This is a genomic window from Klebsiella sp. 10982 (assembly GCF_048589245.1).
Lineage (GTDB): Bacteria > Pseudomonadota > Gammaproteobacteria > Enterobacterales > Enterobacteriaceae > Klebsiella > Klebsiella quasivariicola.
In genome coordinates this window covers 136,210-149,385 of record NZ_JBMAXV010000003.1, presented here as the reverse complement: position 1 = coordinate 149,385, position 13,176 = coordinate 136,210, and the positions used below count along the sequence as shown (strand labels likewise).

General features: G+C 56.2%; 13 protein-coding genes. 2 read left to right on the top strand and 11 right to left on the bottom strand.

Annotated elements, in window-relative coordinates:
- Window positions 1-25 precede the first annotated feature (25 nt).
- The 4 genes from ACKLKD_RS03860 to ACKLKD_RS03845 form a co-directional block, all read right to left on the bottom strand.
- The gene (locus tag ACKLKD_RS03860) at window positions 26-1,699 is read right to left on the bottom strand and encodes a carbohydrate porin (protein WP_087806163.1); all 1,674 of its coding nucleotides are present in this window, start codon (window positions 1,697-1,699) and stop codon (window positions 26-28) included.
- 60 nt (window positions 1,700-1,759) lie between these two features.
- Window positions 1,760-2,071, bottom strand: a complete 312-nt coding sequence (locus ACKLKD_RS03855) for a PTS lactose/cellobiose transporter subunit IIA (protein ID WP_025713424.1) — start codon at window positions 2,069-2,071, stop codon at window positions 1,760-1,762.
- Window positions 2,072-2,082: 11 nt separating this feature from the next.
- Entirely contained in the window at window positions 2,083-3,405 is a 1,323-nt protein-coding gene (locus tag ACKLKD_RS03850) for a PTS sugar transporter subunit IIC (RefSeq protein ID WP_025713425.1), read from the bottom strand.
- A 105-nt stretch (window positions 3,406-3,510) separates the two neighbouring features.
- Complete coding sequence (locus tag ACKLKD_RS03845; protein WP_087806161.1) at window positions 3,511-3,825, bottom strand: PTS sugar transporter subunit IIB; 315 nt, start codon at window positions 3,823-3,825, stop codon at window positions 3,511-3,513.
- Window positions 3,826-4,019: 194 nt separating this feature from the next.
- Between ACKLKD_RS03845 and ACKLKD_RS03840 the strand changes: the two genes are divergently transcribed.
- Window positions 4,020-4,757, top strand: coding sequence for a GntR family transcriptional regulator (locus ACKLKD_RS03840; protein ID WP_025713427.1), 738 nt, complete (start codon window positions 4,020-4,022; stop codon window positions 4,755-4,757).
- 1 nt (window position 4,758) lies between these two features.
- On the opposite strand, the gene ACKLKD_RS03835 is transcribed toward ACKLKD_RS03840, so the two are convergent.
- Entirely contained in the window at window positions 4,759-5,940 is a 1,182-nt protein-coding gene (locus ACKLKD_RS03835) for an MFS transporter (protein WP_025713428.1), read from the bottom strand.
- Between the two features lie 209 nt (window positions 5,941-6,149).
- The gene (fabB, locus tag ACKLKD_RS03830) at window positions 6,150-7,370 is read right to left on the bottom strand and encodes a beta-ketoacyl-ACP synthase I (RefSeq protein ID WP_025713429.1); all 1,221 of its coding nucleotides are present in this window, start codon (window positions 7,368-7,370) and stop codon (window positions 6,150-6,152) included.
- 158 nt (window positions 7,371-7,528) lie between these two features.
- On the opposite strand from fabB, the gene mnmC reads away from it, so the two are divergent.
- Complete coding sequence (gene mnmC / locus ACKLKD_RS03825; protein WP_087806207.1) at window positions 7,529-9,517, top strand: bifunctional tRNA (5-methylaminomethyl-2-thiouridine)(34)-methyltransferase MnmD/FAD-dependent 5-carboxymethylaminomethyl-2-thiouridine(34) oxidoreductase MnmC; 1,989 nt, start codon at window positions 7,529-7,531, stop codon at window positions 9,515-9,517.
- A 61-nt stretch (window positions 9,518-9,578) separates the two neighbouring features.
- Here the strand turns inward: mnmC and ACKLKD_RS03820 are convergent, their stop codons facing one another.
- Genes ACKLKD_RS03820 through aroC form a run of 5 tightly spaced genes read right to left on the bottom strand, consistent with a single transcriptional unit; the run spans window position 9,579 to window position 13,161 of the window.
- Window positions 9,579-9,860 (bottom strand): YfcL family protein, encoded by a 282-nt coding sequence (locus tag ACKLKD_RS03820; protein WP_025713431.1) that lies wholly within the window; start codon window positions 9,858-9,860, stop codon window positions 9,579-9,581.
- Window positions 9,861-9,891: 31 nt separating this feature from the next.
- Window positions 9,892-10,440, bottom strand: coding sequence for an elongation factor P hydroxylase (locus ACKLKD_RS03815; protein WP_025713432.1), 549 nt, complete (start codon window positions 10,438-10,440; stop codon window positions 9,892-9,894).
- Window positions 10,440-11,249 carry a sulfite exporter TauE/SafE family protein gene (locus ACKLKD_RS03810; protein WP_025713433.1) on the bottom strand — a complete coding sequence of 270 codons (810 nt, stop codon included), beginning with the start codon at window positions 11,247-11,249 and terminating at the stop codon, window positions 10,440-10,442. The genes ACKLKD_RS03815 and ACKLKD_RS03810 overlap by 1 nt, the downstream gene beginning before the upstream one ends.
- Complete coding sequence (gene mepA, locus ACKLKD_RS03805; protein ID WP_025713434.1) at window positions 11,249-12,073, bottom strand: penicillin-insensitive murein endopeptidase; 825 nt, start codon at window positions 12,071-12,073, stop codon at window positions 11,249-11,251. The genes ACKLKD_RS03810 and mepA overlap by 1 nt, the downstream gene beginning before the upstream one ends.
- A 2-nt stretch (window positions 12,074-12,075) precedes the next feature.
- Window positions 12,076-13,161 carry a chorismate synthase gene (gene aroC / locus ACKLKD_RS03800; protein ID WP_025713435.1) on the bottom strand — a complete coding sequence of 362 codons (1,086 nt, stop codon included), beginning with the start codon at window positions 13,159-13,161 and terminating at the stop codon, window positions 12,076-12,078.
- Between the last annotated feature and the right edge of the window lie 15 nt (window positions 13,162-13,176).

Genomic DNA, 13,176 nt, shown 5'->3' with positions numbered 1-13,176 from the left:
CGGGCGCCTGTAGGTGATTTACCGGTTACCACCACACCTCTGCCTGAACGCCAACCATAAACTCATCTTTACTTTCGTCATTGAAGGTGAATTGCGACAGCTGGTTATCAAGAATATTGATATAGGTACCATAGAAGCGAATTTCAGGCCGCGACCCCAACAGACTCGGGCCGACCTTGAGCGCATGGTACAGCGTGGTTTTATACGCCGACTCTTTCAGATCGCCGCTCTGGCTGGTGGTATTTTTCTGGGTAAACCACCCCAGCTCAACCCCGGTCTGGTTCCAGGTATTCCATATCCAGGCCGGGCGGATCACCGCGCGCAGGCTGTCAAAATCGCTGTGCGCCCCGCTTTCATAGCTATAGATATCGTTACCGTGGGCCCATACCAGCGAATTCGCCATGATAATACGATCGGCAAGATACATTTCTCCCTGCGAGATCAAACGCCAGGCCACGCCGTTGGTATGATCGCCATAGTAATAGCGTCCGCTGGCCATGGAGTTACTGGCGCCGGAGAAGTTGGCGAAACTGCTGGCGTATGAGTTATTCGCCACCTGCAGCGTAAATTCGTTGAAGCCTTTACGCTCCAGCTCCTGACGAATAATAGCGGTGGCCATCCAGGTATCTTTGAACCGGAAGTAGCTGTTGTTATCTTCGTTTCTCTCCTGCTCGTCATTTTTATTAGCAAACGCGTATTTGCCCATTAACGACAGCGACCCCGACTGCCACAGCGGAATATTGCGATAGCGCAGGTCGACGGAGTTGGTGTTCATCTGGGTGGTTTGCGTGAAATCACGGGAGTACACGTCGACGTCGTTCCGGCTGACGGAAGCATCCAGCTGACCCACCCCCAGCGCCCAGTTCTGGATCCCGACCCCGGCCGCAACGTCGGTGGTCAGTGACTTCCAGTCCAGCATCTGAATTTCATACTCGGGCAGTTTATGTTTGCCGACCCAGAAATCCGCCTCGGGCGCGAACGGCAGGAAACCTTTGGTGGTCAGGAAAATATCACTAAACTGCAAAATGCTGTCGGTATCCTGGCCGGCAAACCAGGCGTCGTTATACTGCTCGCCGACGTTGCCGTCGTATGTCACGACGGCATTCGCCGTTTTGCCATCCTGGTTATAGACCCGCTGATTCAGCGTTAAGTCGAACCAGCCACTCATTTCATTACCAAAACGGCCCAGCGAGCCGGGGGCATAGGTCTGTGACGATCCATGGTTTGACGTCCCCCAGCCGGAACGGAAGTACCCCTGGTAGCTAAAGCCAATATCGTCTTTGACAAATTTACTGATGTCCTTCAGGGTGACGCTTTCCAGTTTCGGCTTCTGACCGTCGGTATCGATAACCGCCACCTGCTGACTGGCTTTCACCTGCACCGGGGCGGCTTTTTTACTCAGTTCATTATTCTCGTTGGCAATATTTTCCGCCACCGGTGACGTTGCCGTTGAATAACCCGCAGTGAGCTGACGTTTTTCATTCTCCTTAATGCTTTTTTGTAATTCGGCTACCTTGCCTTTATAGGTCGATAATTGAGATTGTGTTTTTTGCAGCTCTTTTTTATTCGCCGAAAGTTCTGACTCCAGTAATTCCAGACGCTGTTCAATGGTTAATTTAGCCGCCATCACATCATTTGTCGAAATAGCCAGCAGTACCGATAAAGACAATAAGCTCACCTTCAATTGACTTGAATACATAGGGTACCTTTACATATTGTTATAATTCACCTTCAGCCAGAACGGCTGAAGGCGGATAAATCAGGCAGAGAGTTCGTTGCGTAAGGCAATAATTTCTTTAGCGAGATCCTGACATAGCATGGCCGTCATTAAATGGTCCTGCGCGTGTACCAGAATAAGGTTAACGGTTATTTTTCCACAGCCTTCGTCCTCACCGATCAACATCGTTTGGATCTTATGTGCGGCGCGGCAGGCCGCGTCGGAGCTGGCCATCAACTCCGTAGCCCGCCCCCACTCGCGCTGTCGGGACGCGGCTATCGTCTCCATGGCGTCTGAGCGCGCCTGACCGGCATAGATCAGCAGTTCCATGACCGTACTTTCATCTGCAAACATTGCTATCCTCTCTATTCCGCCGCCGCTGCGGTATTGACCTTGTTAGCGGCAATCACAAACGGTAAGTAAATCAGTGTTGAAACCGCGAGGCACAGGATGCCGACAAACAGCGCCAGCCAGTTGCCTCCCGTGCCAAAGAAGGCGATAAGCGGCCCGGGTGTGGTCCACGGGACGGCATAAGCAATCGGCGGAATAAACTCCATGCTGATAAAGAAATAGCCAATCAATGAATTCACAAACGGCACCAGAATGAACGGGATCACCAGGATGGGGTTAAGCACAATCGGCAGACCAAACATCACCGGCTCATTGATGTTAAACAGGCCCGGCACGAAGGCCATTTTTGCCAGATCACGGTAATCTTTACGCCGGGAGGCGATAAAAATGGCCAGCAGCAACCCCAGCGTCATACCCGACCCACCGCAGTTAGCAAACGCATCGTTGATACCGGTCCAGGTGATGGGATACGGCGCTCCCCAGGTGCTGCCATGTGAGGCGGCATAGGAGAGGTTTTCGAGATTGGCTTCCGAGAAAATAGTCTCCCGGATAGCGGCCACGGTATTCGGCCCATGGATCCCCAGTACCCAGAGGAAATTCGCCACCAGCCCCAGCACCAGAACGGTAACAATGTTGGTCCCCATATCCTTCAGCGGGGCCTGAATAAGGGTATAAATCAGGTCGTTAAGGCCATTTGGAGAAATACGCGTCAACAGATAATTGAGGATCGAAAAGAAGATCATCACGAAGAAAATCGGCAACAACACCTTAAATGAACGCGCCACCGCCGGCGGCACCGCGGCAGGCATAGTGATGGTCACTTTTGGGTTACGCGCCAGGCGACAAAAGACCTCGCTGGAAATCAGCGCAACGATAATCGCCACAAACAACCCCTGCGGGCCAAGATATTTAGTCGCCAGATAGGCCTGGCCATCAATGATGGTGTAAGGGGTGTAGACGACAAAAAAGGCGCCGATCGCCGTCAGGCCGCACAGGAGATCGTCCTGTTGATAGCTGATCGCCATATTGCGCGCCACCAGAAAGGTGATCAATATCGCCATGATATTGACCGACCCGTTCATTACCGGGGTGAAAATCTGCTGCGCTTCCGCCAGATTGGGGAATATCGAGCCTAAATGCAGAATACTGGCGATAAATCCGTCAGGCGATAAAATAGCAAAGTTGATAAGAATAATCAGCGAACTGGCCATTACGATGGGAAACGAAAGAATAAACGCATCGCGAATCGCTGAAACGTGGATCTGAGAATTTAATTTAATCGCGACAGGCACGAGAATTTTTTCCATGCCACGCTCAAAGGTATCCATGAAACTCATGACGAACCCTTATTCATAATAATTAATTAGCGTCACCATGTTTTAGCCACAGCTGTCCATGGCCTGAATGACATAGCCACACAATAACGGGGAATAATGAAGAAACTAACGCTTTGCCAGTAATGCCAGTGCATTATCCAGAACGGCTTTACCGTCCATCTGCCCATAATATTTCATATCAATCACCGCTACCGGCATTTTACCCTGAGCCACCTCTTCTATTTCATTTTTTTGAAAACGCACCTGCGGGCCTAAAAGCAAAACATCCACTTCGTTGTTCTTAATCTTTTCTTTGGCTTCAGAAATAGCCATAGCATTGATATTCACCGAAACCTTAATATTCGCCGCCTGCTCCTGCATTCGCTTCACTAACATACTGGTCGACATTCCTGCTGCACACACTAACAATATATTTTGCATTAACTCATCCTTTTAATTTATGACCTCAATTGACGAGCACTTTAATAATTGTTAATTTTCTTAACCGCGGTTTTGATCACAGTTAGCCATCCTGAAGTGGTGCAGAAGTAAAGCAAAAAATGAACGTCTTGGCCTGTACTTAACGTCGTACGATAGCAAGCCCATGTTTCCAAAGGGATTATGGAGGTTCAAAAGTGGTTTACAAAAATATCGTCAATTTGCTTAAAAACAAAATTAATAGCCCGTTCTACAACATTGGCGATCTTCTGCCAGCCGAAAAAGAGTTAGCAGAACTTTATGATGTTTCACGCAATACGTTACGTAAGGCGCTGAAAACCCTGGAAGAGGATGGTTTAATCGAACGCCGACATGGCTCAGGCACATGGATTAGAAATAAGCATTTCCAGGCGTCGGTGACGCATTTAGACAGTTTTACCGAAATTGCCCGTAATCAGGGGAAAACGCCCTCCAGCCAGATCCTAAAATTTGAGTTACAGCCCGCCTCGGAGGAAATTGCCCGTGGGCTGCAATTGCAGCACGGTGAAGCGGTATATTATGCTAAAAGATTGCGTTTTATCGATAATATTGCGATGCAATTAGAGGAAACCTGGCTGTCAGCGACCCGCTTTCCCGACCTGACCATCGCGCATATGAAGAAATCGAAGTTTTCATATATAGAAAACGAATGCGGAGTAAGAATAAATGGATGTTACGAATCAATAGTGCCGATACTGCCGACGCCTGAGCTGGCAACCCTCCTGCATATCAGCGCTAAAGATCCGATTATTCGCATGCAGACCCAGGCGATTGATGAACACCACCAGCCTATCGATTACTCCATTTTGTATACCAATATGTTCGAGTTCCAGGTGAAGTATTATCTGCCGCGGCAGACGGCGTCCGGCCTGCCCGCGGGCAAGACCGGACCATAACCTAACCCTGACGGCGAAAAGAGATGAGGGTGACGAGGATCCCCAGCGCCGCGCAGAGGGCGCCGGCAAGGAACACCGACGAGTAGCCCAGCGAGGTGGCCAGCAGACCGGTCAGCGGCCCGGTCAGACCATAGGAGATATCCTGAAAGGCCGCATAGCCGCCGAGCGCGGTACCGCGCACCTGGGCCGGGACGCGCTTGACCACCTCCACGCCGAGCGACGGGAAAATCAGGGAGCAGCCGCATCCGGTCAGGGCCGCACCGGCCAACGCCACCCAGACGCCCGGCGCCAGCCCCAGCAGCGTCAGACCGACCGCCTCTATCAGCAGCGAGACCATCGCCACCTTAACGCCGCCGAACCGATCTGGCATCCAGCCGAACAGCACCCGCATCAGCACGAAGGCTCCGCCAAACGCCGTCAGGGTAAAGCCGGCCATCGGCCAGCTATGACTGGCAAAATAGAGCGAAACGAAGGTGCCGATCACCGCAAAGCCGACGCCCTGCAGGCCCAGGCCAAGACCTGGCCGCCAGATCATACCGATGACGCCCCACAGCGAAGGTCGCTCGCCACCGTGGGCCGCCACTTTACGCACGCTACCGTTGATAAGCCAGGCGACGAGCGGTAGTCCCATGGTGACGCAGGCCAGGACCGCCACGCCAAACTGGCTGTAAATTAATAATCCCAGCGGGGCACCGACCGCCAGCGAACCGTACATCGCCATGCCGTTCCATGACATCACTTTGCCCGAGCGGGCGGGTCCCACAAGCCCCATTCCCCAGCTCAGATTACCGGTCAGCAGCTGACTTTCGCCAAACCCGAGGATCAAGCGTCCCAACAGCAGCAGGCCAAGTCTGGCGAGCACCGGCAGCGGCAGCAGCGCGGCGGCCAGCCATGCCGCCCCGGCCAGGGCACAGGCCAGCATCCCTTGCAGGACGGAGCGTTTGGCGCCGTACTGGTCGGCCAGGCGCCCGGCGTAACCGCGGGTCAGAACGGTGGCGAGGAACTGGATCCCCACCGCTACGCCGACCACGGTGTTACCAAAACCCAGCTCCTGGTGGACAAACAGCGGGATCACCGGCAGCGGCAAACCGACGGTCATATAGGTCAAAAAGACGGCAAACGTAATACGAAACAGCGAAAAATTCGCCGATGAATTGGATGTTGTTTCAGTAACTGCGGACATGCATTACTCCAGATTTGCAGAGTAAGGCGAGCAAAGCGACACGCCCCCTCCACCTGACTATCAGGGTTAAGGCGCGTTGGTTGACGTTAAACGCTTACGCATTAGTGGAGAGACTAATGGATCCGCCAGCAGTGTGCCTGCGGGCCTTTACCCTGTCAAGATGACAAAAAAGGGGAGCCGGTGGCTCCCCTCTGTGCATCGCGTGCTGATTAGGCGTGGTATTTACGCATTACCAGCGTGGCGTTGGTGCCACCGAAGCCGAAGCTGTTGGACATCACGGTGGTCAGCTTAGCGTCAGTCGGTTTGGTGACGATGTTCAGGCCGGCAGCCTGCTCGTCCAGCTCTTCGACGTTGATGCTCGGCGCGATAAAACCGTGCTCCAGCATCAGCAGGGAGTAGATAGCTTCCTGTACGCCCGCCGCGCCCAGCGAGTGGCCGGTCATCGCTTTGGTTGCCGAGATAGCCGGGCTGTTGTCGCCGAACACTTCGCGAATGGCGCCCAGCTCTTTCACGTCGCCGACCGGAGTAGACGTACCGTGGGAGTTCAGGTAATCGATCGGCGTATCAACGCCGTGCATCGCCATCTGCATGCAGCGCACCGCGCCTTCGCCAGACGGGGCGACCATGTCAGCGCCATCGGAGGTTGCGCCGTAGCCGACGATTTCCGCATAGATATGTGCGCCACGCGCCAGGGCGTGTTCCAGCTCTTCCACCACGACCATACCGCCGCCGCCGGCGATAACGAAGCCGTCACGGTTAGCATCATAGGTACGGGACGCTTTTTCCGGGGTGTCGTTGTATTTGGTGGACAGCGCGCCCATGGCGTCGAACTCGCAGGCCATTTCCCAGCACAGCTCTTCGCCGCCGCCGGCAAAGACGATGTCCTGTTTGCCCAGCTGGATCTGCTCTACCGCGTTACCGATACAGTGTGCGGAAGTGGCGCAGGCCGAGCTGATGGAGTAATTCACGCCGTGAATTTTGAACGGCGTGGCGAGGCAGGCGGAAACGCCGGAAGCCATCGCTTTCGTGACCACATACGGGCCCACGGCTTTCAGACCACGCGGGCTGCGCATGGCATCGGCGCCGAAGACCTGGAATTTCGGGGAACCGCCGCCGGAGCCTGCAATCAGACCGACACGCGGGTTATTCTGGTATGCTTCCGGCGCCAGACCTGCGTCGGCAACGGCCTGTTCCATGGACAGGTAAGCATAGATGGAGGCGTCGCTCATGAAGCGCACTACTTTGCGGTCAATGAGGCCAGTGGTATCCAGTTTGACGTTGCCCCATACGTGGCTGCGCATCCCTGAATCTTTAAGCTCCTGAGAGAAAGTGATCCCTGAACGTCCTTCACGCAGAGATGCCAGGACTTCCTGCTGGTTATTACCGATGCTGGAAACGATGCCCAAGCCAGTAATCACTGCACGTTTCATTAAATACCTCTGTAAGTCGCACTATTTTAAGTTTCGTGTCGCACAATAGCGTACACTTGTACGCCGAACAAGTCCGATCAGACATTTTATGTATAAATTTGCGCCCTCAGGCACACATCGTTAAGATCGTGCTACGCCTTGTGATTCGAGTAACTTACGTGAAACAAAACGCCATACAACCAGCCAACCTGGAATTCAACGCTGAGGGTACACCTGTTTCCCGAGATTTCGACGATGTTTACTTTTCCAATGACAACGGTCTGGAAGAGACGCGCTACGTTTTTCTCGGTGGAAATCGCCTGCCGGAGCGCTTCGTCAGCCACCCTCGCCCGTTGATGATCGTCGCGGAGAGCGGCTTCGGTACCGGGCTCAATTTCCTCACCCTCTGGCAGGCCTTTGACGTTTTTGTTCGCGATAACCCGGACGTTACCCTGCAAAGGTTACATTTCATCAGTTTTGAGAAATTTCCGCTGAAGGCTGAGGATCTGCACCTGGCGCATCAGCGCTGGCCAGAGCTGGCCCCGTGGGCGGAACAGCTGCAGGCGCAATGGCCATCAGCCTTCGCCGGGTGCCATCGTTTGCTACTCGACGGCGGGCGGGTGACGCTCGATCTGTGGTTTGGCGATATTAATGAGCTGACCAGTGAGCTGGATGATTCGCTAAACCAGCAGGTGGACGCCTGGTTTCTCGACGGTTTTGCCCCGGCGAAAAATCCCGACATGTGGACCCAGGATCTGTTTAACGCCATGGCGCGCCTGGCGCGTCCCGGCGGGACGCTGGCCACCTTTACCTCCGCCGGCTTTGTCCGCCGCGGCCTGCAGGAGGCCGGCTTTACCATGCGTAAAACCAAAGGCTTCGGCCGCAAGCGGGAGATGCTGACCGGCGAGATGGCGCAAACGCTGAGCTTTCCTGCGCAGACCCCCTGGTTCGCTCGCAGTAGCAGCGATGCCCGCGAGGCAGCCATCATCGGCGGCGGGATCGCCAGCGCCCTGCTCTCACTCGCCTTGCTGCGCCGCGGCTGGCAGGTGACCCTTTACTGCGCCGATGAGGCTCCAGCGCAGGGCGCCTCCGGCAATCGCCAGGGCGCACTGTACCCACTGTTAAGCCAGCACGATCCGGCGCTGGCACGCTTTTTCCCGGCTGCCTTTACCTTCGCCCGCCGAATGTATGACGCGCTGCCGGTGATGTTCGATCACGAATGGTGCGGTGTCACCCAGCTCGGCTGGGATGAGAAAAGCGCGCACAAAATCGCCCAGATGCTGGCGCTCAATTTACCCCCTGAGATCGCCTGCTCGGTGACAGCAGAGCAGGTCGCCGAGCTGACCGGCGTTGATACCGGCTGCGGCGGCGTCGCCTATCCGGCCGGCGGCTGGCTCTGCCCGCAGCAGCTTACCGCCGAACTGCTGGCGCTGGCGGCCACTCGCGGTCTGCACGTGCACTATGGTTATCAGGTTAATACTCTGGGCGCGGAGGGCGAGGGCTGGCTGCTCAATCAGCAGCGCTATCATCAGGCGGTGGTGCTGGCCAACGGTCACCGCATTGCGGATTTTGCACAAACCGCCCAGCTACCGGTCTACCCTGTTGGCGGCCAGGTCAGCCATATTCCCACCACCCCGCTGCTTTCCGCCCTGCGCCAGGTGCTGTGCTACGACGGCTACCTGACGCCGCAAAATCCGCGCAATCAGCAGCACTGCATTGGCGCCAGCTACCATCGCGGGCGGAGCGACATCACCTTCAGTGAAGAAGATCAGCAGCACAACCGGCAACGGTTGATCGACTGCTTCCCTGGCGCAGAATGGCCACAGGATGTGGACATCAGCGCCAATGACGCCCGCTGCGGCGTGCGCTGCGCCACCCGCGATCACCTGCCAATGGTCGGCAATGTACCGGACTATGAGGCAACATTGACGCAATATGCCAGCCTCCACGAACAACAGGATCACGCCGGTAATGCGCCGGTCTGTCACAACCTGTTTATGCTTGGCGCGCTCGGATCGCGGGGACTGTGCACCGCGCCGTTAAGCGCTGAGCTGCTGGCGGCGCAAATGAGCAGTGAACCGCTGCCGCTGGATAGCGATACTCTGGCGGCACTGAATCCGAATCGGCTGTGGGTGAGAAAACTGCTGAAGGGAAAAGCGGTGAAATAAAACCATCAGGACAGGCAATTTCCCGGGTACGGCTGACGCCTGACCCGGGCTACAACATGGCTCAGGCCTGATTTTTCGCCTGCTGATACAGGTTATGCCACATCCCCTGCACCAGAATTTGGTCCGGCGGCGACAGTTCGCCAGCGTTGATGGCTTTCTCCAGGCTCTGGCTGACCTTGCTGTTGACGGCTTCAGCGGAATGCTCGCCCTCTCCTTCCAGCTCAGCCACCGCCAGCGTCAGGTGGCCACGCAGATAACCGCCGGCAAACAGTTCATCATCACTGGCGTGGTCTACCATGTTGTCAATCAGCGCCAGAATGCGTGATTCAAACTCCGCGATCATCATCTTACCTCTTGTCATGTCATGTGTGGCCTTAGTGCAGGTCTTCCGGCCACGGAAAATGTTCCGCCGTCAATGGCGGCGTTTGATAATAGTGTTGTAATGCGCGAATAAAGCGCGCCGGACGCTCGGGGATCCCTTGTTCAAGCAAGGTCATCACCTGAGCATGCACCCGGCGCTGGAAGGCGATGCGATCGGGCTCAACGTCCCCTTCCAGATTGTCACAGCTGACGTTAAACGGAAATCCCGCCGCCACGCAGAACAGCCAGTCGAAGGCCTGCGGTTTGACCTCAACGTTCTCAAACTGGCTTTGGGTCATCGCATCGCGGCCATCCGGGCAGTACCAGTAACCAAAATCCACCAGCTCACGGCGGGCTTTGCCAGCGATACACCAGTGAGAAATCTCGTGCAGGGCGCTGGCAAAAAATCCGTGCGCAAACACGATACGGTGATACGGCGTTTCATCGTCTGCCGGAAGATAGATCGGCTCATCGTCGCCTTTAATCAGGCGAGTATTAAAATCTTCGGCAAAGCAGCTGTCGAAGAGGTCAATCAGCTGCTGATAATGGTGTTGCTGTTGCATTAATGAATTCCCAACCACTGCAAAATCTCCGCCCCGTGGCTGTCGAAGAGAAGTTTCGCGCTCATCACCGCCGAGACGATGACGATCATCGGCCGGATCAGCGACTGCCCTTTACTCAGCACCAGCCGGGAGCCGGCGCGGGCGCCAATAAACTGTCCGGCCATCATCACAAAGCCGGTGGCCCAGATAACTTTCCCACCGATGATAAACAGCAGCAGGCCGCCGACGTTTGAGGTGGCGTTCAGCAGTTTGGCATGGGCCGTCGACTTCGCCAGATTAAACCCGGCCAGGGTGACAAAAGCCAGTGCATAAAACGAACCGGCGCCGGGGCCAAAAAAGCCGTCGTAAAATCCAACGCTGCCGCCGGCGACCAGGGCAAATGGCAAACCGTACAGGCGACGCTGCCGGTCGGCTTCGCCCAGTTTCGGCATCAGCAGGAAATAGAGGCCAATACCGATCACCAGCAACGGCAGGATCTGCTTAAGAATATCGGACTGGACGTGCTGGACCAGCAGGGCCCCGGCGGTCGAGCCAATAAAGGTCATCAGAATATTCAGCTTCTGATCGGCGAGACTGACCACCTTGCGCCGCACAAAATAGAGGGTCGCCGAGAGCGATCCGCCACAGGCCTGCAGCTTGTTAGTGGCCAGCGCCTGGGCTGGTGGCATTCCGGCCGCCATCAGCGCCGGCACGGTCAGTAAGCCCCCGCCCCCCGCCAGTGAGTCAATAAAACCGGCCAGGATGGCGACAAAAAAGAGTACCACCAGCACCAGCGGCGATACGGCAAATAATTCGATAAAACTATCCATTACAGCACATGCTCATCCAGTAGCGCCTGGCAGGAAGGCGGCAGCGGCGGCGGCGTCTTCTTCACAGGAGGGGTAGACCCAGGTTTAGGAGGTTCGAACCAGCTCTGCAACTCAGACCCACAGCCATCACCAGGCGGTGGCGGTGCCTGATCTTCACACTCGAGGCTCCCCGCCGGACAACGTAGACGGACATGCATATGGGCGCGATGCTGGAACCAGGGACGGACTTTACGCAGCCACTGGCGGTCGCTGCCCGCGTCCAGGCACAGCTGCTGTTTAATCGCCGGGTTGACGAAAATACGGGTAACCTCGCTATCTTCCGCCGCCAGCTTGATCAGCTGGCTGATTTGTGGACTCCACAGCGACGGTACCACGCGTTTGCCGTCGCTGGCGACCAGGTCCAGCGCCTGCGGCTTCAACAGCTGAGACGATGTCCAGCGCGTTTGCGGCAGCTGGAGGAAGATATCGACATCCAGCCCCGTCTGGTGACTGGCGTGGCCGCCGTTAAAGCGCCCGCCCGCCGGCATCCCCATATCGCCAATCAGCACGGTTCCCATGCCTTTATTGTGCACCTGATTACTCAGGCGCTGAATGAACTGCACCAGATCCGGATGACCGAAGTAACGACGCTGATCGGTACGCATCACCTGATAGCCGGTAGCACTCAGAGGAAGCGCCTCGGCGCCAACGATACAGCCATTGGAAAACGCACCAATTGACTGGGCGCTGCCGCCGATCGGCTGGGTTATTTTCTGCCACGGCGTGGCGGCCAGGCTACCGGCGCTGACCAGCAGCGCCAGCAGGGCGATAACGGTGTTTTTCATGGTTACCAGCGTGGAATTGTCGTCGTCACGTCGCCATTCTGCGCGCGCTGACGCATAAAGTGATCCATTAGAACGATCGCCAGCATCGCCTCAGCGATCGGTACGGCGCGAATGCCGACGCACGGATCGTGACGCCCTTTGGTGATCATCTCCACCTCTTCGCCAAAGCGGTTAATCGTATGACCGGGAACGGTAATACTGGAGGTAGGCTTCAGCGCGATGTTGGCAACGATCTGCTGTCCGCTGCTGATGCCGCCAAGAATGCCGCCGGCGTGGTTGCTCTGGAATCCGGCTTTGGTGATTTCATCGCGGTTTTCGCTGCCGCGCAGCTTCACCACCTCGAAACCGTCGCCAATCTCCACGCCTTTCACCGCGTTAATACTCATCAGCGCGTGGGCGATGTCGGCGTCAAGGCGATCGAAGACCGGCTCGCCGAGACCCGGCGGTACGCCGTCGGCAACGACGGTAACTTTGGCGCCTATAGAGTCACCCTCTTTTTTCAGGCCGCGCATCAGCTCGTCCAGGGCGTCAATTTTATCTGGATCCGGGCAGAAGAAGGGATTCTGCTCAACCTGATCCCAGTCTTTGATAGCCAGCGGAATATCACCCATCTGTGTCAGGCAGCCGCGAATGACAATGCCGAACTTCGCGGCGAGGAATTTTTTGGCAATCGCCCCGGCCGCCACGCGCATCGCGGTTTCGCGCGCAGAAGAACGACCGCCGCCGCGATAGTCGCGCAGACCATACTTTTGCTCGTAGGTATAATCGGCGTGGCCCGGACGGAACAGATCTTTGATCGCGCCGTAATCCTGCGAACGCTGATCGGTGTTCTCAATCAGCAGACCGATACTGGTCCCGGTGGTAACGCCTTCGAAGACGCCGGAGAGGATTTTGACCTGATCCGGCTCGCGACGCTGCGTGGTGTAACGCGAGGTGCCCGGGCGGCGACGATCGAGATCGTGCTGCAGGTCGGCTTCGGTCAGCGGGATGCCCGGCGGCACACCGTCAACGATGCAGCCCAGCGCCAGGCCGTGCGACTCGCCGAAGGTAGTGACGCGAAAGAGTTGTCCAATTGTATTTCCTGCCATCACGGCTCCATTCTT

Coding starts and splice junctions, on each gene's coding strand:
- ACKLKD_RS03845 (WP_087806161.1), bottom strand. CDS start 3,825: ATGCAAAATATATTGTTAGTGTGTGCAGCAGGAATGTCGACCAGTATG.
- ACKLKD_RS03815 (WP_025713432.1), bottom strand. CDS start 10,440: ATGCAACAGCAACACCATTATCAGCAGCTGATTGACCTCTTCGACAGC.
- ACKLKD_RS03810 (WP_025713433.1), bottom strand. CDS start 11,249: ATGGATAGTTTTATCGAATTATTTGCCGTATCGCCGCTGGTGCTGGTG.
- ACKLKD_RS03850 (WP_025713425.1), bottom strand. CDS start 3,405: ATGAGTTTCATGGATACCTTTGAGCGTGGCATGGAAAAAATTCTCGTG.
- mepA (WP_025713434.1), bottom strand. CDS start 12,073: ATGAAAAACACCGTTATCGCCCTGCTGGCGCTGCTGGTCAGCGCCGGT.
- ACKLKD_RS03820 (WP_025713431.1), bottom strand. CDS start 9,860: ATGATCGCGGAGTTTGAATCACGCATTCTGGCGCTGATTGACAACATG.
- fabB (WP_025713429.1), bottom strand. CDS start 7,370: ATGAAACGTGCAGTGATTACTGGCTTGGGCATCGTTTCCAGCATCGGT.
- ACKLKD_RS03855 (WP_025713424.1), bottom strand. CDS start 2,071: ATGTTTGCAGATGAAAGTACGGTCATGGAACTGCTGATCTATGCCGGT.
- ACKLKD_RS03835 (WP_025713428.1), bottom strand. CDS start 5,940: ATGTCCGCAGTTACTGAAACAACATCCAATTCATCGGCGAATTTTTCG.
- ACKLKD_RS03860 (WP_087806163.1), bottom strand. CDS start 1,699: ATGTATTCAAGTCAATTGAAGGTGAGCTTATTGTCTTTATCGGTACTG.
- aroC (WP_025713435.1), bottom strand. CDS start 13,161: ATGGCAGGAAATACAATTGGACAACTCTTTCGCGTCACTACCTTCGGC.